This is a genomic window from Actinokineospora lacus, assembly GCF_053813445.1.
The window spans coordinates 1-23,871 of record NZ_JBQERA010000011.1; the positions used below are offsets into that span (position 1 = coordinate 1).

The window sequence follows — 23,871 nt, forward strand, 5'->3', positions numbered from 1 at the left end:
GGTTTTAGCGGTGGGGAAACGCCCGGTCCCATTCCGAACCCGGAAGCTAAGCCCATCAGCGCCGATGGTACTGCACTCGTGAGGGTGTGGGAGAGTAGGACACCGCCGGACTTCTTTACCAGAAAGGCCGTTCTCTTATCAGTTCCGATCACTCGGACCGGTAAGAGAACGGCCTTTCTGGCTTTTCAGCCCCGTGGGCCCAGCCGTCGCCGCAGCTCGGCGAGGTCGGCGACGAACCAGACGTGCCTGCCGCGGTTGCTCTCGCGGACGAAGTCGGTCAGCGCCCCGCTGCGGGCGAGGTGCTCGCCGATGTCGCCGACGATGGCGACACCCAGCTGGTAGTTCACCAGCTTCTGCAGCACCTCCCCGGCCAGCCGGGTGCTCAGGTCGAAGAACTCCGGCGTCAGCCGACCGACCGGGAGCGCGACCCACTCGACCGCGGCGCCGTACGTCGGCGCGATGACGTTGTCCAGCACATCGTCGACACGTGCCAGCACGGGCGCGTCGGCGGCGTAGACCATGACCCGCGTCCCACCGGCGTCGTGGACGGCGCCCAGCGGCACGGCGATCTCGGCCGTGACCTTCCCCGTGCCCGCTTTCCCAGTGCCTGCGTTCCCGGTGCCACCCTCAGGGCCAGTCTTGCCCGTGCCGGCTTCCTCGGGGTCGGCCTGGATGGCCGCGCCACAGGTGGCCAGCAGCCCCACGGCGGCGGCGTTGTCCGCGGTGGTCTCGGCCACGACGACGCGATAGCCCAACCCGCGGGCGGCCTCCAGCACCGCGAGCACGGCGGCCTTGCCGATGCCTCGGCCCCGCGCCTCGCGTCCCAGCCAGATCCCCGTCTCCGCGGTCGCCGCGTCCACGCCCCGCAGCCGGATGACCCCGGCGACCGCGTCGCCCGCACAGACCAGGTAGGACACGGTGGCCGCGTCGGCGAGCTGGCCGTCGAGGAACGCGCGGTAGGCGGCCCGCGCCGCTGGGCTCCAGGAATCGTGGCCCGCGGGCATGACGTCGGCGGGATGGGCGGCCGCGACCGCGGCGGCGACCAGCCGCTCGGCGTTCGCGGTGGTCAGCGGGCTCAGCTCGACCGCTGTGTCTGTGGTGTCCACCTCTCCGATTCTCCGGCGAGCGCAACGGGATTTCCGGCGGGATGTCCGGCGCTCACCCCGACGGGGCGCTCACCGGACATCGCCCGCGCCACCTCGCCCAGCACGCGCTGGGTGGCGGCCAGGTCGGCGGGATCGCAGCGGTCCAGGGCGCCGAGGGCGTCGTGGGAGGTGGCGTCGGCGGCCTGGCCGCCCAGCTCCACGGCTCGCGCGTGGACGGAGAGCAGCACCCGCCGCCGGTCGTGCTCGTCGCGGGTGCGGGCGACCATGCCCGCGCGGACCAGGCGGTCCACCAGGGCGGTCACCGAGGCGGAGTTGAGGCCGAGCCGCCCGCAGAGCCAGCCGGGGGTGGCCGGGGTGCCCGCCCTGCGGGCTTCGAGCAGGTGGGTGAGGGCGCGCAGGTCCGTGGGGTGCAGGTCGTGCGCCACGGCGAAGCGGGCGTCGAGGAGGTCCAGGCGGGCGGCGATGGTCCGCAGCAGCCGGACGGTGTGTTGGCGGGGGTCGAGGTCGTCCACCCTGGCCGTCTCCTTCACGATCGGATCGGCGGGTGACCACGGCCACGTGGGCAGGCCGCCAACGGGAAGTCAGTTCACGGCTCGGCGTCCTGGTCTCCGGTGAACAGGCCGTGACGCGGGTGAGCGGCCCGCCAGGAGAACCTGGCGGGCCGCCCACATCCGGCCCGTCCCGACCGGAGTCGAGTCAGCCACGCATTCAGCCGCGCATCGCGGTGATCAGCTCACCGTTGGTGGTGTCGCCGGACAGCTCCCAGAAGAACATGCCGCCGAGACCCTGCGAGTTGCGGTAGTTGCGCTTGCCCGCGATCGTCGCCGGGGTGTCGTAGCTCCACCACTGGTTGCCGCAGTGCGCGTACGCCGTTCCCGCCACCGTGCCGTTGGCCGGGCAGCGCGTCTTGAGGACCTTGTAGTCCTCGATGCCCTGCTCGTAGGCGCCGGGGGCGGGGCCGGTCGCGGTGCCGCCCGGGGCCGACTGGGTGACGCCGGTCCAGCCGCGGCCGTAGAAGCCGATGCCCAGCAGCAGCTTGCTCGCCGGAACACCCTTGCTCTTGAGCTTCTGGATGGCCGCGTCGGAGTTGAAGCCCTGCTGGGGGATGCCCGGGTAGGACGTCAATGGCGAGTGCGGGGCCGTCGGGCCCTGCGCCGCCCAGGCGCCGAAGAAGTCGTACGTCATCGGCATGTACCAGTCGACGTACTGCGCGGCGCCGCCGTAGTCGGCGGCGTCGATCTTGCCGCCGGTGGAGCCGTCCGCGGTGATGGCCGCGGTCAGCAGGTTGTTCGCCCCGAAGCGCGCCCGCAGGCCCTGCATCAGGTTCTTGAACGCGGCCGGACCGCTGGTGTCACAGGTCAGGCCACAGGCGTTCGGGTACTCCCAGTCGATGTCGATGCCGTCGAAGACATCGGCCCAGCGCGGGTCCTCGACCAGGTTGTGGCAGCTCTCGGCGAACGCGGCCGGGTTCTGCGCGGCCTGGCCGAAGCCGCCGGACCAGGTCCAGCCGCCGAAGGACCAGACGACCTTGATGTGCGGGTACATCTTCTTGAGCTTGCGCAGCTGGTTGAAGCTGCCGCGCAGCGGCTGGTCCCAGGTGTCGGCGACACCGTCGACGCTGTCCGCGGCGGTGTAGGCCTTGTCGTAGTCGGCGTAGGAGTCACCGATGGTGCAGCGGCCGTTGGACACGTTGCCGAACGCGTACATGATGTGCGTCAGCTTCGAGGCCGAGCCCGAGGTGTGGATGTTCTTCACGTGGTAGTTGCGGCCGTAGACGCCCCACTGCGCGAAGTAGCCCACGACCTTCTGCCCCGGCGGCGGGGGCGGCTGCGTCGTGGTCGTGGTGGTGGTCGTCGTTGTGGTGCTGGTGGTGGGCGTCGTCGTGGAGGTGGGCGGCTGGCCACCCGCGCACGGCGCGCCGTTCAGCGTGCAGTTGGTCGGCGAGGCCGATCCGGAGGCGTTGAAGCCGAAGGAGACCGAGCCGCCCGGCGGGACCGAGGCGTTCCAGGACAGGTTCGTGAACGTGTACCGGGTGCCGGACTGGGAGCGCTGGGCGTCCCAGGACGAGCTGATGGCGCCGGAGGCGAGGGTGAACTCGACTCGCCAGCTGGTCAGGGCGGTGTCACCAGCGTTGCGGATGGTGTACTTGCCCTCCCAGCCCGAACCCCAGTCCTGGGTCTTCTGGAACGTGGCGGTGGGCACCGGGGCGCCGCTGGCCGGGGACGCGACGACGAGTCCGAGGGAGATCGTGGCCGCGGCCACCAGGGCCGCGGTCACATGCCATCGGGTTCTGGACACGTGGGTCACCTCGCAGGGAGAGGGGTGTATCGGCAGGGGTGTTGGGTTGACTTTGGTCCAGACCAAACGACGGAACAAGGTCTAGACCACTGGTCTCACTCGAATGGAGTAGTCATCCGGTGAGGTCACAGGCCGCGGCGACGATCTCCGCGGCGGCTCGCAGACCGGGGCGGGACGCCCCGAAGGTGTCGATCCGGGCGGCGGCCCCCAGGTCGGGGCCGGACACGCCGGTTTCGACGTGCACGGTGACCGCATTGGTGTGAACCAATTCGGCCACCAGGGCGAGCACCGCGGGATGCCGGTGCGCGTCCCGGGTCACGACGACGACGGCCCCGGCGGTGCGGGCCGCGGCCAGCGCGGCGGCGGGGTCGGCGGCGTCGACCCGCAGCGCGCTCGCCCCGGGGACCAGGGCGAGCAGGTGCGGGCCGAGACCCCACGGAACAGGCCCGGCGGCGATGGTCGGGTCGACCTCGACGTCGAGCACGAGCGGGTCGGGCAGTGCGGGCAGGGCGGTGGCGCGGACGGCTTTCCGGGCCACGGTGATGCCGAGCGCCGCCCGGTCGTCAGGCGACGGGACGGTGTTCGCCCTGGCCTCGGGTGGCGCGCCGAGGGACCGTGTCCGCTCAGCGGCCTCGGCGAGGCGCTGTTCGTCCAGGGTGCCCCCGACCACGGCGGCGACGATCTGGTCCACGAGCCGGGCGACCACCTCGGGGCCCGCGACCTCCCCGCCGACGCACAGCGCGTCAGCGCCCGCGCGCAGCGCGCGCACGGCGGCCGAGGTCAGGCCCTCGGTGTCGCCGAGGGAGCCCGCGACCGCGCCCATCTCCAGCGCGTCGGTGATGACCGCGCCGGTGAAGCCGAGTTCGCCGCGCAGGACCTCGTTGATGGCCACCGGGTTCAGCGTGGCCGGGTCCTCGCCCCACGCGGGCACCACCAGGTGCCCGGTCATCACTGCCCGCACCCCGGCGGCCAGCGCGGCGCGGAACGGGACCAGTTCCGTGACGCGCAGCTCATCCGGGGTGCGGGGCAGGACCGGCAGCGCCACATGGGAGTCCGATGTGGACGCGCCGTGACCGGGGAAGTGCTTGGCGCAGGCGGCCACCCCGCCGCGCTGGTGCCCGCGGACGAACGCCCCGACGTGCGCGGCGGCGGCGTACGGGTCGGACCCGAACGCGCGCACACCGATGATCGGGTCCTGCGGGGTGAGGGTCAGGTCCGCGCACGGGGCCAGGTTGACCGTCACCCCGCACGCGGCCAGCCGGGCGCCCAGCGCGGCGCCCACCTCGGCGGTCAGGCCGAGGTCGCCCGCCGAGGCCATGGCCAGCGGGCCGGGCAGGTCGCTGCCGGTCGCGGCGTCGAGGCGGGTGACGTCGCCGCCCTCCTCGTCGATGCCGACCACCACGTCGCCGCGCTCGGCGCGCAGGGCCGCGGTCAGCGCCGCGACCTGCCCGTCGTCGAGGACGTTGCGGCCGAACAGGACCACGCCGCCGAGTCCGGCCGCGACCCTGGCGCGCACCCAGTCCGGGGCGGTGGTGCCCGCGAAGCCGGGCAGCAGCACCGCCTCGGCGAGGGCGCGCAGCCGGGTGTCCGTTGTGGACAGTGCCAGTGTCATGTCGGATCAGCCCTTCACGGCGCCAGCGGTGGCGCCGGAGACGAGTTTGCGCTGCACCAGCATGAAGAACAGCAGGGCGGGGACGGCGTAGATCACCGAGGCGGCCATGACGCCGCCCCAGTCGGTGCCGAACGCCGTGCGGAAGGACGACAGCCAGACCGGCAGCGTCTGCTTGGACTGGTCGCGGATGAACACCAGGGCGAAGAGGAACTCGTTCCACGCGGTGACGAAGCTGAACACCGAGGTGGCCACCAGCCCCGGCCCCAGCAGCGGCAGCGTCACCCTGCGGAAGACGCCCCAGCGGCCACAGCCGTCGACCATCGCCGCCTCCTCCAGCTCCACCGGGATGCCCTTGACGAACCCGCGCAGGGTCCAGACCGTGAAGGGCAGGGTGAAGGCGACGTAGACCAGCAGCAGCGACGGCAGCTTGTCGAGCAGGTTGGCGTCGCGCATGATCAGGTAGAGCGGGACGAACAGCGCTTCCAGCGGCGCGAGCTGGGCGATGAGCACGAGCAGGACGAACCCCCTGCGCCCGCGGAACCGCATGCGCGCCAGGGGAACCGCCGCGAGCAGGCCCGCGACCAGCGCCACCGACACCGCGCCGAGGGTGACGATGAGGCTGTTGGTCAGGAACTGGGTGAACCCGTCCTTGCCGAACGCCGAGGTGAAGTTGTCGAAGGTGATCGACAGCGGGATCAGGTCGTAGTCGGGGGACAGGATCTGCGCCGGGGTCTTCAGCGCCGTGGTGATCATCCAGTACGTCGGGAAGAAGAAGAACACCGTGGCCACCACGCCGAGCGCCGCGAGGCCGACTCGCTGTCCGCGGGTCTTGTGCATCACAGCTCCGTTTCCTGCGAGCGGACCAGCAGGCGCATGTACCGCCAGGTCACCAAGATCAGGACGAGCAGCATCAGCACCGCCACCGCGGCGGCGACGCCGAACCCGCTGCCGGAGATGCCCTTGAGGTAGAGCAGCACGGGCAGGGTCGTGCTCTCCCCGTCGGGGCCGCCCTGGCGGATGGCCCAGACCTGGGTGAACACCTTGAAGTCCCACAGGACCGACAGGAAGACCACGATCGCCAGCACCGGCTTGAGCGCGGGCCAGCTGACCGCGCGGAACGCCTGCCAGCCGGTGGCCCCGTCGATCGACGCGGCCTCGTAGAGGTCCTTGGACGCGCCCAGCAGGCCCGCGTACAGGGTGAACGCCACGAACGGCACCGCCTGCCAGAGCACGAGCAGGCCGATCACGGTCAGCGTGCTGGTGCCGCTGGCGAACCAGGAGTGGCCCTGGAAGCTGTCGAAGCCGAGCAGCACCAGTGTCTTGTTGAGGATGCCGTACTGCTGGTCGAACATCCACTGGAAGACCGTGGTGGTGGCGATGATCGGGGTGGCCCAGGCCAGCACCAGGCTGACCTGCAGCGCCATCCGCACGCCACGGCTGAGGTGGCGCATCATCACCGCGAGGCCGAGGCCGGTGAGGATGGTGCCCGCGACGACCGCGACGGTGAAGACCGCCGTGCGCAGCGTGATCGCCCAGAACTCCGGGTCGGAGAGCACCTCGGCGTAGTTCGCCAGCCCGATCCAGACCACCTCGCCGCGCACGAGTTCGCCGAGGTTGAGCTTGCGGAAGCTGATGGCCACCACTTGCAGCGCGGGCCAGCCCAGCAGGGCCAGCAGGAACACCAGCGCGGGGGCCAGCATCAGGTAGGGGACGGCCCGCTCGCCGAGGCCGAGGAAGCGGCGGGGCTTGCGCGGGCCGTGCTGAAGTCGTCGACGTCATGTCGTCCCGATCAACCGGTGAATGCCTTGTTGAGCGCGGCGTTGGCGTCGGCGGTGGCCTGGTCGATGTTCTTGGCACCGGTCAGGTAGGCGGTGAGCATGTCCTTGAGGGGGTTCTGGCCCGCCTCGATGGTGGCCCAGCCCGGGGTCGCCGGGACGCCCTTGCCGTTGGTGGACGCCTTGGCCATGGCCGCGTTCACATCGCCGCTGCCCTCCAGGGCGGCCACGTCGGACGAGGTGCCCGGGATGAGGCCGGCCTTGGCGAACTCGCTCTGGTACTTCGCGCTGCTGATCAGCTTGATGTACGCCTGGGCGAGGTCCTGGTCCTTGCTGTTGGCCGGGATCGCCAGGTTCGAGCCACCCTGGAAGACCGGCGCGGAGCCCGCCTTGCCCGGGATCGGGAACGCGGAGGTCAGGTCCGTCAGCTTCGGGTCGCTCTTGGCGGCCGTGGCGACCTCCCACGGCAGGCCGATGAACATGGCGACCTTGCCGCCGCCGTAGATGCCCGCCTGCTCGGGGGTCTGCTCGTCGGCGTCCTTGGGCGCCTTGGTGCCCGAGGACTCCACGAGCTGCTTGTAGAACTCCAGGCCCGCCTTGGCCTGCGGGCTGTCGAGCGACGCCTTGAAGGCGGTGCCCTCGCTGGTGGCGATGTCGCCGCCCTCGTCCCAGATGAACGACAGCAGCGTGTACCAGTTCTGGCCGGGCAGGTAGAGCGCCTGGAAGTCCTTGTCCGAGCCGAACTTGGCCTTCAGCTTCTCGATGGCGGCCAGCCACTCGGCGCGGGTGGCGGGCGGCGCGGTGATGCCCGCCTGCTCGAACATGTCCTTGCGGTAGAGCACGACGCGGTTGGCGGCGTAGAACGGCACCGCGTAGGACTTGCCGTCCCAGGACGCCGAGGCGGCCAGGCCGGAGAGCCACTGGTCCTTGTTGAAGTCACCGGCGGCGGCGGTGACGTCCATCAGGACGCCCTCAGCCGCGAACTTGGGGCTCTGGGTGTTGCCCAGCTCGATGACGTCCGGGGCGTCGTTGCTGGCCAGCGCGGTGGTCAGCTTGTCCTGGATGCCGTTCCACTGCTGGACCTCGTACTTGACGGTGACGCCCGGGTTGGAGTCCTGGAACTCCTTGTGCAGCGCGGTGGTGAGGGGGTCCGGGGCCGACCCGTTCATCAGCCACACGGTCAGCTCGCGGGGGCCGCTCGGGGTGGTGGTGCTCTCGTTCGCGGTGTCGCCACCGGACCCCGCGCAGCCCGCGACCGCGAGTGCGACCGCGACTCCCCCGATCACCGACTTCGACCAACTTCTCACTGGGTACATCCTTTCGAGCACTGCCCGTCCGGGGAACGAAGGGCTTGAGTGGTTTAGACCATTGCGGCTAGAGTGGTCCGTAGTTCTCGGGCTTGTCAAGATAAATGCGGAACCGTGACCTTTCGCCCCCGCGACGGCCCACCCTGCCCAACAGTGCGCGAGCAAGGAACGACATGGGTGACAACCTCGCGGGCGAGACCGCGGAAAACGGCCGGAAATCGGCGCGGACGCCCAAGCATTGGGCGCTGAAGGATCGGCTGCTCGCCCTCGTGGCCGCGGCCGGTCCCGGCGGCCCGCTGCCCGGCGAGCGGGCCTTGGCCGAGGGGTTCGGGGTCTCCAGGACCACCGTCCGAAAGGCACTGACCGAGCTGATGGCCGAGGGCAGGCTGACCCGCGTCCACGGCAGCGGCACCTACGCCGGGGCGGGGAAGGTGACCCAGCGGCTGCAACTGTCCTCCTACACCGAGGACATGCGCTCGCACGGGATGAACCCGACATCCGCGCTGCTCGAAGCGGCCATCGAGGCCGCGGAACCGGACGTGGCCGCCCTGCTGGCCGTGCCGGTCGGGGTCGACGTGCTGCGGCTGAAGCGGCTGCGCAGCGCCGACGGCGAGCCGATGGCGATCGAGACGTCGCGGCTTCCGCTGACCCGGTTCCCCGGTCTGGAGCTGCGCGTCGGCGACACGTCCCTGTACCGCGTGCTGTGGGAGCACTACGGTGTCAGCCTGGGCCACGCCGAGGAGACCATCGAGACCGCGCTGGCGACCCCGGCCGACGCCGCGCTGCTCGGGAATGAGGTCGGCGCGGTGATGCTGCGGTTGTCGCGGCATTCCTTCGACACCGAGAAACGGCCCGTCGAATGGGTCCGCTCGGTTTACCGTGGCGACCGGTACAAGTTTGTGGCGACGCTGCTTTCCCCGCGCGTGGCGAGATAGGGAAAGCGGTTTCCGGCCCGGTCGAACACGGCCGGGCCTGTTTCCTCGCGACGCGTCGAAAGCGGCTCCTCTCAGCGCGCTCGGCCGGGGACTCCCGGCCGGGTCTGCCAGGGCAGCGGGCCGCCCGGTGGGCGGTACTCCACGCCGAGGGCGTCCAGCCTGGGCAGGTGGTGGTCGGTGAGCCGCCGGGAGAACCCGGTGGGGTCACGGCGTTGCGCGGGGGTCCAGACCACTTCGGCGAACGCGGCCAGGCGGGGGAAGGCGGCGTAGTCCACCCGGCGCGGGCTGTCGAGGTGCTCGGTCCAGATCTGGGCCTGGGCGCCGAGAACGCGGTGCCGCGCCGACTCCGCCAGCGCGGCGGGCACCGGGTCGTAGGCGTAGACGTCCTCGACGGTGCGCGCGTGGCCGACCGGGATCGGCTCGTCGGGGTGCTCGGACTGGCGGTGGTCGAGGTAGACGTGCTGTTCGGGGCACATGACCACGTCGTGGCCCGCCTCGGCGGCGGCGATGCCCGCCTCCTCCCCGCGCCAGGACGCGATGATCACCCCGTCCGGCAGGCCCGCGAGACCGGTGGCGTCCAGGATGTCGTCCCAGCCCAGCGTGCGGCGGCCGTGCCGGGCCAGGTGCCCGCCGAGGGTGCGCAGGAACCAGCCGGGCAGGGCGTCGACGGAGTCGAGGCCGAGTTCGGCGGCGCGGGCGCGGGCGAGCGGGCTTTCCCGCCACTGCTTGGTCGGCACCTCGTCGCCGCCGAGGCAGACGACGGGGGAGTCGAACACCTCGACGAGGTGGTCCAGCACGGTCCGGTAGAAGTCGATCACGTGCTCGGTCGGGGCGAGGACGTGGTCGCTGACGCCCCACGCGTGCCAGACCCCGACCGGGCCGCCGCCCGCGCCCAGCTCCGGGTACGCGGCGATGGCGGCCTGGCTGTGGCCGGGCACGTCCACCTCCGGCACCACGGTGATGTGGCGGGCGCGGGCGTGGGCGACGATCTCGCGCAGGTCGGCGGTGGAGTAGTAGCCGCCGTGCGGGCGGCCGTCGTGGCTCGGGTCGCCGTCGGCCTGCCTGCCGGTCCAGGAGCCGGCGCGCCAGGCGCCGACCTCGGTCAGGCGGGGGTGGGCGGGGATCTCGACGCGCCAGCCCTGGTCGTCGGTCAGGTGCAGGTGCAGGACGTTGAGCTTGTGCGCGGCCATGAGGTCCAGGAACCGCAGGACCGCGGCCTTGGGCTGGAAGTGGCGCGCCACGTCGAGCAGCACCCCGCGCCACGGGAAGCGGGGGTGGTCGGCGACCTCGCCGCAGGGCAGCGTCCACGCGCCGCTGTGGATGTCGGCGGCGCGGAAGGCGTCCGGGCCCAGCAGCTGGCGCAGCGACTGGGTGGCGTGGAACGCCCCCGCCGCGTCGCCCGCGACCGCCAGGACGATGGAAAGTCGGTATGCCCCCGGATGTGGCAGGGCGGCCGGGTCGATGACCACAGTGGAGGGATCGAGGAGCCTGGCCGGACTGTCGACTGTGAACGATCCGCCGGCCTGCCGGGCCGAGACCGGGCGGGGGAGCAGGGTGTCGAAGGCGGCCATCCCCGATCCCTCCCCGCTGTTGCGTGGCACGCAACCTGGATTTCACTGGCGACAATGGAGAGGATCGTAGAACGGCCGCCTGCCCGGCACAAGACGGCTCCGCTCAGGCGAAGGCCACCACGCAGGCGCCACGCACAGTGACACTTCCGACCCGGTCGCCGAGCCTTCCGGTTGCCGGATCACGGGGCAGCCACACGACTTCGCCCGCGCGCTGGTTGGCGACGTACATCCAGCGGCCGGACGGATCGATCGCGCAGTGTCGCGGCCAGCTGCCGCCGGTCGGCGTGCTCTGGAGCAGGACGCCGTCGTGGTCGAGCAGCGCGATGGCGTCCTCGCCGCGGTTGCTGGTGTAGACGTGCTGGTTGGTCACGACGATCTCGGCGGGGGAGGTCTCCGGCGCGTCCGGGGCGGTGACCAGGCTGTGGCCGGTGATGGTGAAGGTCCCGGCGAGCCAGTCCAGCCGGGTCACGCCGGGGATGTGCTCCCCGAGCAGGAAAGCCTTGTCGCCGTGGAAGGCCAGGTGCCGCGGCCCGGTGCCCGCGGGGAGGTCCAGCCGGGCGTGTTGGGTGAGCGCCCCGTTGTCGACGCGGTGGGTGAAGACGGCGTCGGCGCCCAGGTCGACGGCGATGAGCCAGTCGCCGTGGGAGACGACCTGGTGGGCGTGCGGCTCGTCGGCGTCGTGGCGCAGGCGGGTGGACTCGGCGAGGTTGTTGAGCGGGTGCGCGGTGACTGTGCCGTCGGTGTAGTGGGCGACGGCGAGGTGGTCCCCGTGGACGCAGAGGTGGGTGGGGCCCGCGGCGCCGGTCGCGACGACCTGGCGGACGCGCGGGTCGCCGGGGTCGGTGGTGTCGAGCTCGGTGACGGCGCCCTCGTTCTCCTCCACGACGGCGTAAAGCGTGCGGCGGTCCTCGGAGAAGGCGAGGAACGACGGCTCGCGGGCCTCGGTCACCCTGCCGGTGACGCTGAGCGCGCCGGTGTCGGGGTCGGCGGTGGCGACGGTCAGGCCGTCGCCGTCGATCGCTCCGATGTAGACAGTGTTGATCACGTGTTTCCTCGGCGGATGCTGTGGCCCGGCAGGGCCCCGGTGGGATGGCCGTCCTCGATCACCGGCACGCCGTTGACGAGGACGTGGTGGATGCCCGCCGCGCGGGTGCGCGGCTCGGCGTGGGTGGCGGTGTCGGCGACCGTGTCGGGGTCGAACAGCACCAGGTCGGCGACGTGGCCCGCGCGGACGAGTCCGCGGTCGGTCAGGCCGAGGCGGCGGGCGGGCCTGCCGGTGAGGTGGGCGACGCACTCGGGCAGGTCCAGCACGCCGAGGTCGCGGCAGTAGTGGCCCAGGTAGCGGGGGAAGGTGCCCCACGCGCGCGGGTGCGGGCGGTCGCCGACGAGCAGGCCGTCACTGCCGCCGGTGTGGGCGCGGTGGCGCATGATCGCCCGGACGTTGTCCTCGTGGCCGACGTGCATGAGGCACGCCGTGCCGAGGCGGTCGGCGGTGAGCAGGTCGGCGAACAGGCCGAAGGGGTTGGGAGCGCTGCCGATCCGGGTGCCGACGTGGTGGCCGTGCTCGGGCAGGAGCACCCCGCTGACCTCGATGGCCGACCAGTCCACCGGCACGCCGTGGCAGCCGTCGGAGCCGGTGTCCTCGATCTCGGCCCGGATGCGCTCCCGGGTGGCCGGGTCGGCGAGGCGGGCCAGGGTGGCGTCGGGGCCGCCCGCCGACGCCCAGCCGGGCAGCAGCGCCGACAGGGAGGTGGCGCCCGCCAGGTAGGGGTAGGTGTCGAGGGTGAGGTCGCAGCCCTCGGCGATGGCGGAGTCCAGCAGCGCCAGCAGCTCCGGCGCGCGCCCGGCGTTGACCGGGAAGTTCATGGTGGCGTGCGCCAGGTGCAGCGGGCACCGCGACGCCTGGGAGACCGCGATCATCTCCGCGTACGCCCGCACCGCGCCCGCGCCGTAGCTGCGGTGGTGCGGGCTGAAGTACCCGCCGTGCGCGGCGACCACCTCGCACAGGGCGACCAGTTCCGCGGTGTCGGCGTACATGCCGGGTGAGTAGGTCAGGCCCGCGGACAGGCCGACCGCGCCCTCGGCGAGGCCGGTCGCGGTGAGCTCGCGCATCCGGTCCAGCTCGGCGGCGGTCGGGGCGCGGTCATCGGCGCCCATCGCCAGCATCCGCACGCTGCCGTGCGGGACGAGGTAGGCGGCGTTGACGGCGATGCCGCGGTCGAGGCGGTCCAGGTACTCCCCGACGGTGCGCCAGTCCCAGTCGACGCCGTCGGGGTCGCCGTTCCAGCTCGCGAGCTGTCCACGCAGGACGGTCAGGGTGGAGTCGTCGACCGGGGCGTAGGACAGCCCGTCCTGGCCCAGGACCTCGAAGGTGACGCCCTGGGAGACCTTGGCGAGGTGGTCGGGCTCGGCGAGCAGCCGCAGGTCCGAGTGCGAGTGCATGTCGATGAACCCCGGCGCCAGCACCAGGCCCCCGGCGTCGGTGACGACCGGGGCGCCGAGGCGGTGGCCGATCTCGGTGACGCGGCCCCCGGCGACCCGGACGTCGGCGCGGTACCCGGGCGCGCCCGTGCCGTCGACCACCGTGGCGCCCCGGAACACGCGGACCACTAGAAAAAGGTCCGCACGAAGTCGACCACGGTCTCGCCGTCGTCGGCGGTGACCGGCAGCAGCGGCCACTTGTCGAAGGTGGTGCACGGGTGCGAGAGCCCCAGGCCCACCCAGTCGCCCACCGCCAGCCGCCCGGCGGGGACGGAGAGGTAGGCGTGCTGGTCGTTGAGCGCGGTGACCCGGCAGCCGGTCAGCGGCTCGACGCCCGAGGCGGTGCGCAGCAGGCGGGGGACGGGCAGGCCGAGGTCGTGGGGCAGGTCGCGCTTGCCCGCGGCGAGCAGGGCCAGCTCCGGCTCCGGGCGGGAGATGACCTGCGCCCACCCGGTCAGCGCGGGCCGCAGCGCCGGGACGCCCTCCAGCCGCGGGGTGGCGCCCAGCGGGGACATGCCGCGGTAGTAACCGTCGTCGTGGGTGACGTAAGCGCCGCTGCGCAGCACGGGCAGGACGTCGATGGGCCAGTCCTCGGTGAGCCGCTCGGCGACGACGTCGAAGAACGCGCTGCCGCCCGCCGAGACGATGGTCCTCGGCGCCTCGACCAGGGGGTGCAGGCTCACCGCCGCGGCGCGCATGGCGTCGAGGTAGCCCGAGACCGCGGCCAGCCCGGCCGGGTCCGCCGCCGCCGCCGCGGGCCCCTCGTACCCGCCGACCCCCGCCAGCCGCAGCGCCGGGCTGGCCGCGACCGCCTCGGCCACCGCGGTCGCGCCCGCGAGGTCGCGGACCCCGGCGCGCCCGCCCGCCAGGCCGATCTCGACCAGCACGTCCGGCCGCCGCGGCGCGCCCGCCAGCCCGGCGGTCATCAGGTCGACGGCCTCGACGGAGTCGGCGAAGCACAGGAACTCGAACGCCGGGTCGGCCAGCTCGGCGGCCAGCCACGCCAGCGCGCCCGGGTCGGTGAACTCGTTGGCGACCAGCACGCGGGTCACCCCGAAGGCCCGGCACACGCGGGCCTGCCCGCCGTGCGCCACGGTGATCGCCCACGCCCCGAGGTCGAGCTGGCGGGCGAACAGGGCGGGCGCCATCGTCGTCTTGCCGTGCGGGGCCAGCGCCAGGCCGGTCTCCGCGCACCAACGCGCCATGGTGGTCAGGTTGTGCTCGACGGCGGCGTCGTCCAGCACGACCACCGGGCCGAGGAACCCGTCGCGGAACAGGTTCGGCCTCCTGGCGGCGGCCTCGCCGACGCTCAGCCCGGCGAACGCGGCCGGGGCCTGGCGGAAGCGCCAGTCCAGCGGCTCGTCCTTCAGGCGGTCGACGGCGGCGCTGTCCAGACGCGCGGACGACATCCCACCTCCAAGTTGCCGGGTACACCCCAGATCCGACCAGACCACCCCAGTGAAGACCAACAGTTGCGAGGAGCGCAACGGGTGGTGCGCCTGGTGATATGTGATGTGTAGCATCAGCGCGGACGAGGTGGGGGTGCGCGTGGAACGGGTCGGCGGTCCCGAAGTGGTGTGCCTCGGGGAGACCATGGCGGTGTTCCTGCCCGCCGAGGACGGCCCGGCGGACGAGGTGCGCACCTGGCTGCGCGGCGTCGGCGGCGCGGAGTCCAACGTGGCCTGCGCCCTGGCCGGGCTCGGGGTGCCGGTGGCCTGGGTGAGCGCGGTCGGCGACGACCCGTTCGGCAGGGCCGTGGTCGCCGCCGTCGCCGCGGCCGGGGTGGACGTCTCCGGCGTCGCCGTCGACCCGGGCAGGCCGACCGGGATGTACGTCAAGGAGACCAACGCCCACGGCAGCCCCACGCGCTACTACCGCGCGGGCTCGGCCGCCTCCGACATGGGACCCGACGTGCTCGACCGGGTCGACGTCGCCGCCGCCCGGCTGGTGCACCTGACCGGCATCACCGCCGCGCTGTCCCCGCGCTGCCTCGCCCTGCTCGACGCCGTCCTCGACCGCGCCGCGATGGTGTCCTTCGACGTCAACTGGCGCCCCGCGCTCTGGGCGGGCGGCGCCGCCAACGCCGCCGATGTCCTCGCCGGGCTGGCGTCGCGGGCGGACATCGCGCTGGTCGGGGCGGACGAGGCCGAGGCGCTGTGGGGCGTGTCCGAGCCCGCCGACGTGCGCGCGGTGCTGCCGGGGCCCGCCGTTGTCGTGGTCAAGCAGGGCGGTCTCGGCGCGACCGTGCTGGAGCACGGCCGCGACCCGGTGTTCGAGCCCGCGCTGCGGGTGGACGTCGTCGAGCCGGTCGGCGCGGGCGACGCCTTCGCCGCCGGGTTCCTCGCGGCCACCCTGGCGGGCGAGCCGGTGAGCCGTCGGCTGCGCGCCGGGCACCTGCAGGCGGTGGGGGCGCTGCGCACCCAGCATGATGTGGCGGTCCCGCTGCCCAGGGACCTCGTCGCCCGGCTGCTCGACGCCGACGCCGCGACCTGGGCCACGACGCACGTGACCGCCGAAGGGGTGCGATGAGCCAGAGCCTCGACCGCGCGCTGACCGTGCTCACCGCCCTCGCCGAGGGACCCCGCACGCTCGACCAGCTCGCCGAGGCCGCGGGCGTGCACAAGACCACCGTGCTGAGGCTGCTGCGGACCCTGGAGGCGCACCGGTTCGTCCACCGCGCCGACGCCCGCCACTACCGCCTCGGGGCGAGCCTGTTCGACCTGGCCTCGCGCGCCCTGGACCAGCGCGACGTCCGCCGCCTCGCCGAGCCCGCGCTGCGCGCGCTGAACGACGCCACCGGCCACACCGTGCACCTGGCCAGCTACGAAAGCGGCGAGGTCGTCTACATCGACAAGTACGAGAGCAGGCACCCGGTGCGGATGTACTCCCGCGTCGGCAAGCGCGCCGCGCTGCACTGCACCGCCGTGGCGAAGGTGCTGGTGGCGGCCTTCGACGAGCCCCGCCGCCGCGAGATCGCCGGGTCGATCACCTACTCCCGGCTGACCGCCACCACCATCACCACCCCCGACGCCTACCTGGCCGAGCTGGCGGCCGTCGCCGAGCGCGGCTACGCCGTCGACGACTCCGAGCACGAGGACTTCATCCACTGCGTCGCCGCCCCGATCCGCGACCAGGGCGGGACGGTGCTGGCCGCGGTGTCGCTGTCGGTGCCCAGGATCATGCTCGACCGCCCCGGCCTGCTGGCCTTGGTGCCCGACCTGCTCGCCGCCGCCGACACCGCGTCCGTGGCGTGCGGCTGGACCCCCGACCGAGAGGACTAGACGATGAGGACCGCGATCACCCCACCCGGCGCCCTGCCGCCGCCCGTGCCGCTCTCACCGGGGGTGCGCAAGGGCAACATCGTGCAGGTCGCGGGCCAGGTCGCCATCGACCCGGCCACCGGGCGGCGGGTGGGCGAGAGCGTCGCCGAGCAGACCCGCGCCTGCCTGCGCAACGTCGTCGCCGTGCTGGAGGCCGCGGGCGCGGGCGAGCAGGACGTGGTGATGCTGCGCGTGTACCTGACCGACGTGGCCCACTTCGCCGAGATGAACGCCGCGTACGCCGAACTGCTGAGCGAGCCCTACCCGGCGCGCACGACGGTCTACGTGGGACTGCCCGAGGGGCTGCTCGTGGAGATCGACGCGCTGGCCGTGGTGGACTGACCCGGGCGTACCCCGACACGCCGGGCGTCCTGTCGGCGACGTACTGGGCGGAACCCCCGGTACGGTCCGCGCGTCCTGATGAGGCAGGGACCGCAAATGGGGACCGGCAAACGGCGAAGGAGTCACGAACCGCGATGGTGTTCAAGAAAATGCTGCGCGCTCTGGGCGTGGGCGGCCCGTCAGTGGACACCGTGCTGTCCGGTGGCCGGGCGGTGCCCGGCGGGATGGTCAGCGGCGAGGTCAGGATGAAGGGCGGCGAGGAGGACGCCGACATCGACTACGTCGCCCTCTCGCTGGTGACCCGCGTCGAGCGCAGCGACGACAGCCAGGGCCACGTCGAGTTCGACCGCCACGTCGTCGCGGGGCGCTTCCCGCTGCGCGCGGGCCAGGTGCACGCGATCCCCTTCCAGGTCCCGCTGCCGTGGGAGACCCCGGTGACGGCGATCGGGGGCAACCGCCTGCACGGCATGTCGCTGGGCCTGCGCACCGAGCTGGCGGTGGCCAAGGCCATCGACAAGGGCGACCTCGACCCACTGCACGTCGAGCCGCTCCCGTCGCAGGCCGCGGTGCTGGCCGCCTTCGAGCGGATGGGCTTCCACTTCCGCGGCGCGGACCTGGAGCTGGGCCGCATCCACGGTGTCACCCAGCACCTGCCGTTCTACCAGGAGGTCGAGTACATCCCGCCCGCGCAGTTCGCCCGCGGCATCAGCCAGGTCGAGCTGACCTTCATCACCGACCCCCAGGGCATCGTGGTGGTCCTGGAGGCCGACAAGCGCGGCGGGCTGTTCACCCAGGGCGGTGACGTCTACGGCCGCTTCCAGGTCAGCCACGCCGAGGCCGAGCGCACCGACTGGACCGCGCACATCGGCGAGTGGCTCACGCGGACCGCGGGCAGGCGTTCCTCCTTCGGCTGACACGGCGACCGGCGAGGGGTGACCGGCTGACACGGCGACCGGCAAGGGTGACGCGGGCGGGGGTGGGCGCGACCCCGCCCGCGCCATTACGCTTGCCGACCGTGTCGACAACGCCGAGCGGGTGGCAGCCCGACGCGGAGTTCCTGGCGTTCTGGGCCGAACGCCACCTCTGCACCCTGACGACCCGCCGCCCGGACGGCTCGCCCCACGTGGCGCCGGTGGGCGCGACCCTCGACGCGACCCTCGACGGGGGCCTGGTCCGGGTGATCACCTCCCGGCACTCGCGCAAGGTCCGCAACGTGCTCAACGACCCCGCGGTCGCGCTCTGCCAGCTCGACGGCCGCCGCTGGTCCACAGTGGAGGGCCACGCCACCGTCCGCGACGACGCGGAGTCCGTCGCCGAGGCCGTGCGCCGCTACGCCCTGCGCTACCGCGAACCCCGGCCCAACCCCGAGCGCGTGGTCCTGGAAATCGCGATCACCCGGGTGATGGGCACGGTCAAGGGGTCCAGCTGACGTCGGCGGGCCAGGCACGGCCTCGCGCGAGGGGGTGGGTCGACGACGCTTCGCGCGGCCCGTTCGCGGACAAAAGTCCACGTCACCGTCACGCCGAGTCGCCCTATCGGACACCTGTTCTGGCCCATTCGGGTGGTACCGACTGAATCGGGGGTGTCACGTACGCCATCGGGTGAACCGGTACGCTCCGAATGCGCGTACCGCAGGCGTTCATTAGCTCTCCGTTATATTGATCATGTTGAGTGCGCAATGACCACCTGATGGGGCGACCACCCAACAGAGGGACGGCTGGAGAGGGAATCGTGAAGCTGACTAGTGGTCCGCGGGCCGCCGATGCGGGCGACACCCGGGCGACCACGACGATTCGATCCCGGCTCGCGGGCGTCGTCGTCGTTCCCAGCGTGATCCTGCTGGTGATCTGGGCGGCGTTCTCCTCCAACATCGTCTTCGACGGCATCTACCTCAAGGCGGTCGCGGGCGGCGTCAAGGAAGTCTCGCTGCCCGGCATCAACGCCTTCTCCGCCCTGCAGCGCGAGCGCCAGCTGACGATGGCGGTGCTCAGCTCCTCGGCCCCCGACCGCGTCGGCCTCGACAACCAGCAGCGGGCCACCGACCGCGCCATGGCCGAACTGCAGTCGGTGATGTCCGGCCTGGCCGCGAACGCGCCCGCCGAGGTCAACGCCAAGATCCAGGTGCTCAACGACGTCCTCGGCCCGCTCGACCAGCGCCGCGCCGAGGTCTCGGCGGGCAACGCCAACGCCACCGAGATCTACCGCTACTACAACAGCGTCCTGGACGCGGGCACCGCGCTGGCCGACATCCAGGCCAGGATCGTGCCCGATCCCGTGGTGCTCCAGGAAGCGCTCAACGCGGTCACCCTCTTCCAGGCGACCGACCGCATGTCGCGCGCGTCCTCGCTCGCCGCCGCCGCGATCGCCGCGGGCCGGTTCGACCCGGCCCAGCACGTGCAGTTCACCACGCTCGTCGGCGCCTACCGCACGGACCTGGCCACCACGGCCCCCGGCTCCAGCCAGCAGGTCAGGGCGCACTACGCGGAGATCACCTCGGCCGACTTCTGGAAGCGGATGACCGCGGCGGAGAACCGGCTCATCGGCTCGTCGCCCACCGCGGTCGAGCCGGAGCCGGACACCGGGAACACCGGGGAGGACGCCGAAGCGCCCACCCTGCCCGTCGGCGGCCAGGAGTGGCAGGACCTCAGCTCCCGGGTGTCCGAGGAGCTGATCAAGCTGTCCATCGAGCAGACCAGCGCGGGCGTCGAGCTGGGCCTCGAACGGGCCAACGACCAGTTCGTCGAGGTGATCGTCGGCAGCCTGGTCGCCCTGCTCGCCGTCATCGGCGGCATCTTCTTCGCGGTGCGGGTCTCCCGCCGCCTGGTCAACAAGGCGCTGGTCACCCGCCTGGAGAAGCTGAAGAACGAGTCGCTGCGGCTGGCCCACGAACGGCTGCCCGCGCTGATCGACCGGCTCAGGGCGGGCGACCGGGTCGACGTCGCCGCCGAGGTCCCGCCGCTGGACTACGGCACCGACGAGATCGGCCAGGTGGCCGACGCGTTCAACGCCGCGCAGTACACCGCCGTCGCCGCGGCCGTGAAGGAGTCGCAGGCGCGCGAGGGCGTCAACCGGGTCTTCCTCGGCATCGCCCACCGCCACCAGGGCCTGGTGCACCGCCAGCTCAAGATCCTGGACCGGATGGAGCGCGAGGAGGAGAACCCCGAGCACCTCGACGCGCTCTTCCAGCTCGACCACCTCGCCACCCGGGCCCGCCGCAACGCCGAGAACCTGATCATCCTCGCCGGTGAGCAGCCGGGCCGCCAGTGGCGCAAGCCGGTGCGCCTGCTGGACATCCTGCGCGCCGCCGTCGCCGAGACCGAGCAGTACGTGCGCGTGCGGATCAACCAGGTGCCGGAGGTGTCGCTGCACGGCGTCGCCGTCGCCGACACCATCCACCTGGTCGCCGAGCTGGTCGACAACGCCGCGTCGTTCTCCCCGCCGCGCTCGCAGGTCGAGGTGTACACCAGCCAGGTCTCCGGCGGCGTGGTCGTGGAGATCGAGGACCACGGGCTGGGCATGCCCGCCGAGGACCGCGACCAGTCCAACCGGATGCTCTCCCACCCGCCCGAGTTCGACGCGATGGCGCTGCGCGGGGAATCCCGCCTCGGGCTGTTCGTCGTGGCCCGGCTGGCCGCGCGCCGCTCGATCCGGGTCGAACTCCGGGAATCCCCGTACGGTGGGACCGTGGCCCTGGTCTTCCTCCCCGCCGACATCGTCGCCGAGACCGTGGAACCGGTCGATCCCGAGCCGCCCAGCCCGCGCCCGCGCCGGTCCACAGAGCGGCGCCCCGGGGTGGTGCCCGCCGCCCGCGAGCCCGCCTCGTCGGTGCTCACCGAACACGCCCCGCCCGGGCGGTCCCACCAGTGGGCCGACGCCGACCGGTTCGAGGCCCAGTGGCCCCTCGTCGACGACGAGGTTCCCGGGTCGCACCAGACCGCTGCTGAGAACGGAGCCGGTCCATCGCAGCACCGCGCTGATCACACCAGCCAGGACGAGCGGGAAGCGCAGACCTCCGGGCGCAACGGGAACGGCGGGCGCCCGGAACTGCCGCGCAGGCAGCGCCAGCAGAACCTGGCCCCGCAACTGCGCGAGGAGCCACTGCTTCCGGACTGGACCGACGTTCCGGGACTGGACGACGACGAGGACACCGCGGAACGGGTTCGCGACACCATGTCCGCGTTCCAACGCGGCACCCGGCAGGCCCGCAAGGCCGATCCCGGGGTCGAGTCATGATCGCCGCCACGATGTCCGGCTACTTGGGGAAGGACCGCGCAAGGTGAACGACAAGATCGGCCAGGACCAGCAGCTGAACTGGCTTTTGGACGACCTGGTTCGCAGGGTGGTCGGCATCCGACACTCGGTTGTGCTCTCGGCCGACGGCCTGCTGCTCGGCCGCTCCGCCGAGCTGTCCAAGGACGACTCCGAACACCTCTCGGCGATGGCGTCGGCGTTCCAGAGCCTCGCCCGCGGCACCGGCAGGCACTTCGGCGGCGGGCAGGTGCGCCAGACCATCGTGGAGATGGACCACGCGTTCCTGTTCGTCACCGCGGCGGGCCGCGGCGCCTGCCTCGCGGTGCTCGCCGAGGAGGACGCCGACGTCGGCATGATCGCCTACGAGATGAACATGCTGGTCAAGCGGGTCGGCGCGCACCTGGCCTCGGCGCCGCGCTCCGGCTCGGGCAGCACCCAGCCGCCGATGGCGGTTCCTGGCCGACGCCCGTCGTGAGGTCGTGGAGATGACCCCTGACCAGGACTGGTGGTACGACGAGGCGGCCGGCCCCCTGGTCCGCCCATACGCGATGACCAGGGGGCGGACGCGGCCCAACGCGCCCAACCTCAACCTGGTCACCCAGGTCCGGGCCTCGGCGGTCCCGGCCGACCCGGCCGCGCTCAACCCCGAGCACCTGCAGATCCTGGAGATCTGCGCCGTGCCGCTCTCGGTCGCCGAGGTCGCGGCCTACCTCGATGTCCCGCTGGTCGTGGTCAAGGTCCTGCTCGGCGACCTGATCGAGCGTGGCCACGTGGTCGCCGGAACGATGTTCCAGACCTCCGACATCAACGACATCACGCTGCTGCAAGCCGTTCTCGATGGCATTCGGAGGATCTGAACAGGTGAGTGACACGCCGCTGATCCCCACCTCGATCAAGATTGTGGTGGCGGGCGGGTTCGGGGTCGGCAAGACCACGCTGGTCAACGCGGTCAGCGAGATCCCCCCGCTGCGCACGGAGGAGATCCTGACCGAGGCCAGCGTCGGGGTCGACGAGATGGTCGCGGGCAAGGAGACCACCACGGTCGCCCTCGACTTCGGGCGCATCACGATCAACACCAAGGTCGTGCTGTACCTGTTCGGCACCCCCGGGCAGAACCGCTTCTGGTTCATGTGGGACGAGCTGGCCCGCGGGGCGCTGGGCGCGATCGTCCTGGTCGACACCCGCCGCCTGGACTCCAGCTTCCCGTCGATCGACTTCTTCGAGCGCCGCGGAATCCCGTTCATCGTCGCGGTCAACGAGTTCGACGGCTCGTGGCCGCACACCCTGGACGAGGTGCGCCAGGCCCTGGACATCGACTCGGCCGTCCCCGTGGTGCCCTGCGACGCCCGGGACCGCGAGTCGGCCAAGCTCGTGCTGGTGGAACTGGTCCACCACACGATGCGGCGCCTGGAGAGCACCCCGGCCTGACCCGGGCCTGACGCACCCGGCGCGCGCCGGCCGTGCCGAGCGCGCGCGGACACTCTCTAGGTGAGCGGCCCCTGGGCAATCGGCTCCGTGCGGCAGTGGAAGTGCCGCAGCAGGGGAGGCGAGGACACCACCCGCTGGCCCGGGACGCGCTCGGGCTCCTTCGCGATCTCGGCGATGACCTCGGCGACGTACTCCAGGTGGCTCTGGGTGTAGACCCGGCGCGGGATGGCCAGGCGGACCAGTTCCTGGGCGGCGGGCCTGGTCAGGGCGCCCGACTCGTCCAGCTCGCCCATGTAAAGCGAACCCGCCTCGGCGCAGCGGATACCGCCCGCCACGTACAGCTCGCAGGCCAGCGAGTGGCCCGGGAACTGCGCGGGAGACAGGTGCCGCAGCAGCCTGCCCGCGTTGACGTACAGCGCGTGGATGCCCGGCGGGCGCACGATCGACACCCCGGCGGCCTGGATCAGCTCGGCCAGGTACGCCGTCTGCGCCGCCCGCGCCCGCAGGTAGTCCGGCTCCACGACCTCGCGCAGCCCGACCGCGATCATCTCCAGGTCCCGGCCCGCCAGCCCGCCGTAGGTGCGGAAGCCCTCGGTGGCCACCAGGATGGCCTCGCACCGGGTGGCCAGTTCCGCGTCGCGCAGGCCGAGGAAGCCGCCGATGTGGACGATCGCGTCCTTCTTCAGGCTGCCCACCGCGCCGTCGGCGAGGTCGAACGCGGCGCGGGCCACCTCGGCGGGGGTGCGCCCCGACCAGCCGGGCTCGCGCTGGATCACCAGCCAGGCGTTCTCGGCGAACCGGGCGGCGTCGAGGATGAACGGCACCCGGTGCTCGCGGCACAGGGCCGCGGTGGCCTCGATGTTGGCCATGGACACCGGCTGCCCGCCGCCGCCGTTGTTGGTGATCGTCAGCACCACCATGCCGACGTCCTCGGGACCGGCCAGCAGCGCGGCCAGGGCGTCGAGGTCGATGTCGCCCTTGAAGGGGTCGTCGCTGTCGAGGTCGGCCGCCGCCGCGCAGCGCAGGTCGACCGCGCGCCCCCCCAGCAGCTCGACATTGGCCCGGGTGGTGTCGAAGTGCATGTTCGACGCCGATACCTGACCCGGCCTCAGCAGTGCCCCGAACAGTATCCGCTCGGCGGCGCGGCCCTGGTGCACCGGCATGATGTGCGGGAAGCCGGTGATATCGGCGACCGCGTCACGGAATCGGAAAAAGGAACGCGCCCCCGCATATGTTTCGTCCCCGATGGCGGCCGCGGCCTGCTGGGCCGCTGATAGGGCGCCCGTTCCCGAATCGCTGAGCAGATCAATTGTGATCCGGTCGGCCGACAAGTTGAAGGGATTGTAGCCCGCCGCCCGCATGGCGGCGGTCCGCTCGTCCCGCGTCAGCACGGGAATGGGCTCGACCACCTTGATCCGGTAGGGCTCCATGAGCGGCATGGACGA

General features: G+C 72.4%; 21 protein-coding genes, 1 rRNA gene and 1 pseudogene. 11 read left to right on the top strand and 12 right to left on the bottom strand.

Features of this window, described 5'->3' with window-relative positions; all coding sequences use genetic code 11:
• Positions 1-111, top strand: a 5S ribosomal RNA gene (gene rrf / locus ACTG9Q_RS24795); the annotation flags it as partial.
• Between the two features lie 74 nt (positions 112-185).
• Here the strand turns inward: rrf and ACTG9Q_RS24800 are convergent.
• The 7 genes and pseudogenes from ACTG9Q_RS24800 to ACTG9Q_RS24830 form a co-directional block, all read right to left on the bottom strand.
• Positions 186-1,106: a GNAT family N-acetyltransferase gene (locus ACTG9Q_RS24800; protein ID WP_455575292.1), complete on the bottom strand. Its 921-nt coding sequence runs from the start codon at positions 1,104-1,106 to the stop codon at positions 186-188.
• Positions 1,076-1,636, bottom strand: a complete 561-nt coding sequence (locus tag ACTG9Q_RS24805) for a MarR family winged helix-turn-helix transcriptional regulator (protein WP_455575293.1) — start codon at positions 1,634-1,636, stop codon at positions 1,076-1,078. The genes ACTG9Q_RS24800 and ACTG9Q_RS24805 overlap by 31 nt, the downstream gene beginning before the upstream one ends.
• Positions 1,637-1,814: 178 nt before the next feature.
• The gene (locus ACTG9Q_RS24810) at positions 1,815-3,404 is read right to left on the bottom strand and encodes a glycosyl hydrolase family 18 protein (RefSeq protein ID WP_455575294.1); all 1,590 of its coding nucleotides are present in this window, start codon (positions 3,402-3,404) and stop codon (positions 1,815-1,817) included.
• A 112-nt stretch (positions 3,405-3,516) separates the two neighbouring features.
• Positions 3,517-5,016 (bottom strand): glycoside hydrolase family 3 protein, encoded by a 1,500-nt coding sequence (locus ACTG9Q_RS24815; protein WP_455575295.1) that lies wholly within the window; start codon positions 5,014-5,016, stop codon positions 3,517-3,519.
• A gap of 6 nt (positions 5,017-5,022) precedes the next feature.
• Positions 5,023-5,853 carry a carbohydrate ABC transporter permease gene (locus ACTG9Q_RS24820; protein ID WP_455575296.1) on the bottom strand — a complete coding sequence of 277 codons (831 nt, stop codon included), beginning with the start codon at positions 5,851-5,853 and terminating at the stop codon, positions 5,023-5,025.
• Positions 5,853-6,767 (bottom strand): annotated as a pseudogene (locus ACTG9Q_RS24825) (carbohydrate ABC transporter permease); the annotation flags it as partial. The pseudogene ACTG9Q_RS24825 and the gene ACTG9Q_RS24820, both read right to left, overlap by 1 nt.
• 38 nt (positions 6,768-6,805) lie before the next feature.
• Positions 6,806-8,098: a sugar ABC transporter substrate-binding protein gene (locus tag ACTG9Q_RS24830; RefSeq protein ID WP_455575297.1), complete on the bottom strand. Its 1,293-nt coding sequence runs from the start codon at positions 8,096-8,098 to the stop codon at positions 6,806-6,808.
• Positions 8,099-8,271: 173 nt separating this feature from the next.
• On the opposite strand from ACTG9Q_RS24830, the gene ACTG9Q_RS24835 reads away from it, so the two are divergent.
• Complete coding sequence (locus ACTG9Q_RS24835; RefSeq protein ID WP_455575298.1) at positions 8,272-9,033, top strand: GntR family transcriptional regulator; 762 nt, start codon at positions 8,272-8,274, stop codon at positions 9,031-9,033.
• 71 nt (positions 9,034-9,104) lie between these two features.
• Here the strand turns inward: ACTG9Q_RS24835 and ACTG9Q_RS24840 are convergent, their stop codons facing one another.
• The 4 genes from ACTG9Q_RS24840 to ACTG9Q_RS24855 all read right to left on the bottom strand — a co-directional run bounded on the left by ACTG9Q_RS24840 (position 9,105) and on the right by ACTG9Q_RS24855 (position 14,494).
• Positions 9,105-10,604: a beta-N-acetylhexosaminidase gene (locus tag ACTG9Q_RS24840; RefSeq protein WP_455575299.1), complete on the bottom strand. Its 1,500-nt coding sequence runs from the start codon at positions 10,602-10,604 to the stop codon at positions 9,105-9,107.
• Positions 10,605-10,707: 103 nt separating this feature from the next.
• Positions 10,708-11,649 (bottom strand): lactonase family protein, encoded by a 942-nt coding sequence (locus ACTG9Q_RS24845; protein WP_455575300.1) that lies wholly within the window; start codon positions 11,647-11,649, stop codon positions 10,708-10,710.
• Positions 11,646-13,214: an N-acyl-D-amino-acid deacylase family protein gene (locus ACTG9Q_RS24850; protein ID WP_455575301.1), complete on the bottom strand. Its 1,569-nt coding sequence runs from the start codon at positions 13,212-13,214 to the stop codon at positions 11,646-11,648. Before ACTG9Q_RS24850 ends, ACTG9Q_RS24845 begins: the two co-directional genes overlap by 4 nt.
• A complete protein-coding gene (locus tag ACTG9Q_RS24855) occupies positions 13,214-14,494 on the bottom strand; it encodes an alanine racemase (RefSeq protein WP_455575302.1) in 1,281 nt (426 codons plus the stop codon). The genes ACTG9Q_RS24850 and ACTG9Q_RS24855 overlap by 1 nt, the downstream gene beginning before the upstream one ends.
• A 103-nt stretch (positions 14,495-14,597) precedes the next feature.
• Between ACTG9Q_RS24855 and ACTG9Q_RS24860 the strand changes: the two genes are divergently transcribed.
• The 9 genes from ACTG9Q_RS24860 (at position 14,598) to ACTG9Q_RS24900 (ending at position 22,426) form a co-directional block, all read left to right on the top strand.
• A complete protein-coding gene (locus ACTG9Q_RS24860; protein WP_455575303.1) occupies positions 14,598-15,614 on the top strand; it encodes a sugar kinase in 1,017 nt (338 codons plus the stop codon).
• Positions 15,611-16,366 carry an IclR family transcriptional regulator gene (locus ACTG9Q_RS24865; RefSeq protein WP_455575304.1) on the top strand — a complete coding sequence of 252 codons (756 nt, stop codon included), beginning with the start codon at positions 15,611-15,613 and terminating at the stop codon, positions 16,364-16,366. The genes ACTG9Q_RS24860 and ACTG9Q_RS24865 overlap by 4 nt, the downstream gene beginning before the upstream one ends.
• Positions 16,367-16,369: 3 nt before the next feature.
• Positions 16,370-16,747, top strand: coding sequence for a RidA family protein (locus tag ACTG9Q_RS24870; RefSeq protein WP_455575305.1), 378 nt, complete (start codon positions 16,370-16,372; stop codon positions 16,745-16,747).
• Between the two features lie 134 nt (positions 16,748-16,881).
• On the top strand, positions 16,882-17,661 hold the full coding sequence (locus tag ACTG9Q_RS24875; RefSeq protein WP_455575306.1) for a sporulation protein: 780 nt from the start codon (positions 16,882-16,884) through the stop codon (positions 17,659-17,661).
• Positions 17,662-17,762: 101 nt separating this feature from the next.
• Positions 17,763-18,176, top strand: coding sequence for a pyridoxamine 5'-phosphate oxidase family protein (locus tag ACTG9Q_RS24880; RefSeq protein ID WP_455575307.1), 414 nt, complete (start codon positions 17,763-17,765; stop codon positions 18,174-18,176).
• A 302-nt stretch (positions 18,177-18,478) separates the two neighbouring features.
• Entirely contained in the window at positions 18,479-20,980 is a 2,502-nt protein-coding gene (locus ACTG9Q_RS24885; protein ID WP_455575308.1) for a sensor histidine kinase, read from the top strand.
• A 43-nt stretch (positions 20,981-21,023) separates the two neighbouring features.
• On the top strand, positions 21,024-21,473 hold the full coding sequence (locus tag ACTG9Q_RS24890) for a roadblock/LC7 domain-containing protein (RefSeq protein WP_455575309.1): 450 nt from the start codon (positions 21,024-21,026) through the stop codon (positions 21,471-21,473).
• Positions 21,474-21,483: 10 nt separating this feature from the next.
• Positions 21,484-21,855 carry a DUF742 domain-containing protein gene (locus ACTG9Q_RS24895; protein ID WP_455575310.1) on the top strand — a complete coding sequence of 124 codons (372 nt, stop codon included), beginning with the start codon at positions 21,484-21,486 and terminating at the stop codon, positions 21,853-21,855.
• Positions 21,836-22,426 (top strand): GTP-binding protein, encoded by a 591-nt coding sequence (locus ACTG9Q_RS24900; RefSeq protein ID WP_455575311.1) that lies wholly within the window; start codon positions 21,836-21,838, stop codon positions 22,424-22,426. Before ACTG9Q_RS24895 ends, ACTG9Q_RS24900 begins: the two co-directional genes overlap by 20 nt.
• A 56-nt stretch (positions 22,427-22,482) precedes the next feature.
• On the opposite strand, the gene ACTG9Q_RS24905 is transcribed toward ACTG9Q_RS24900, so the two are convergent.
• Positions 22,483-23,865 (bottom strand): tryptophanase, encoded by a 1,383-nt coding sequence (locus ACTG9Q_RS24905; RefSeq protein ID WP_455575312.1) that lies wholly within the window; start codon positions 23,863-23,865, stop codon positions 22,483-22,485.
• Positions 23,866-23,871: the final 6 nt, after the last annotated feature.

Excerpts from the sequence above, each read along its gene's own strand:
- ACTG9Q_RS24820 (WP_455575296.1), bottom strand. The coding sequence starts at position 5,853 with ATGCACAAGACCCGCGGACAGCGAGTCGGCCTCGCGGCGCTCGGCGTG.
- ACTG9Q_RS24865 (WP_455575304.1), top strand. The coding sequence starts at position 15,611 with ATGAGCCAGAGCCTCGACCGCGCGCTGACCGTGCTCACCGCCCTCGCC.
- ACTG9Q_RS24895 (WP_455575310.1), top strand. The coding sequence starts at position 21,484 with ATGACCCCTGACCAGGACTGGTGGTACGACGAGGCGGCCGGCCCCCTG.
- ACTG9Q_RS24835 (WP_455575298.1), top strand. The coding sequence starts at position 8,272 with ATGGGTGACAACCTCGCGGGCGAGACCGCGGAAAACGGCCGGAAATCG.
- ACTG9Q_RS24900 (WP_455575311.1), top strand. The coding sequence starts at position 21,836 with ATGGCATTCGGAGGATCTGAACAGGTGAGTGACACGCCGCTGATCCCC.
- ACTG9Q_RS24870 (WP_455575305.1), top strand. The coding sequence starts at position 16,370 with ATGAGGACCGCGATCACCCCACCCGGCGCCCTGCCGCCGCCCGTGCCG.
- ACTG9Q_RS24855 (WP_455575302.1), bottom strand. The coding sequence starts at position 14,494 with ATGTCGTCCGCGCGTCTGGACAGCGCCGCCGTCGACCGCCTGAAGGAC.
- ACTG9Q_RS24875 (WP_455575306.1), top strand. The coding sequence starts at position 16,882 with ATGGTGTTCAAGAAAATGCTGCGCGCTCTGGGCGTGGGCGGCCCGTCA.
- ACTG9Q_RS24815 (WP_455575295.1), bottom strand. The coding sequence starts at position 5,016 with ATGACACTGGCACTGTCCACAACGGACACCCGGCTGCGCGCCCTCGCC.
- ACTG9Q_RS24905 (WP_455575312.1), bottom strand. The coding sequence starts at position 23,865 with ATGCCGCTCATGGAGCCCTACCGGATCAAGGTGGTCGAGCCCATTCCC.
- ACTG9Q_RS24840 (WP_455575299.1), bottom strand. The coding sequence starts at position 10,604 with ATGGCCGCCTTCGACACCCTGCTCCCCCGCCCGGTCTCGGCCCGGCAG.
- ACTG9Q_RS24860 (WP_455575303.1), top strand. The coding sequence starts at position 14,598 with ATGTGTAGCATCAGCGCGGACGAGGTGGGGGTGCGCGTGGAACGGGTC.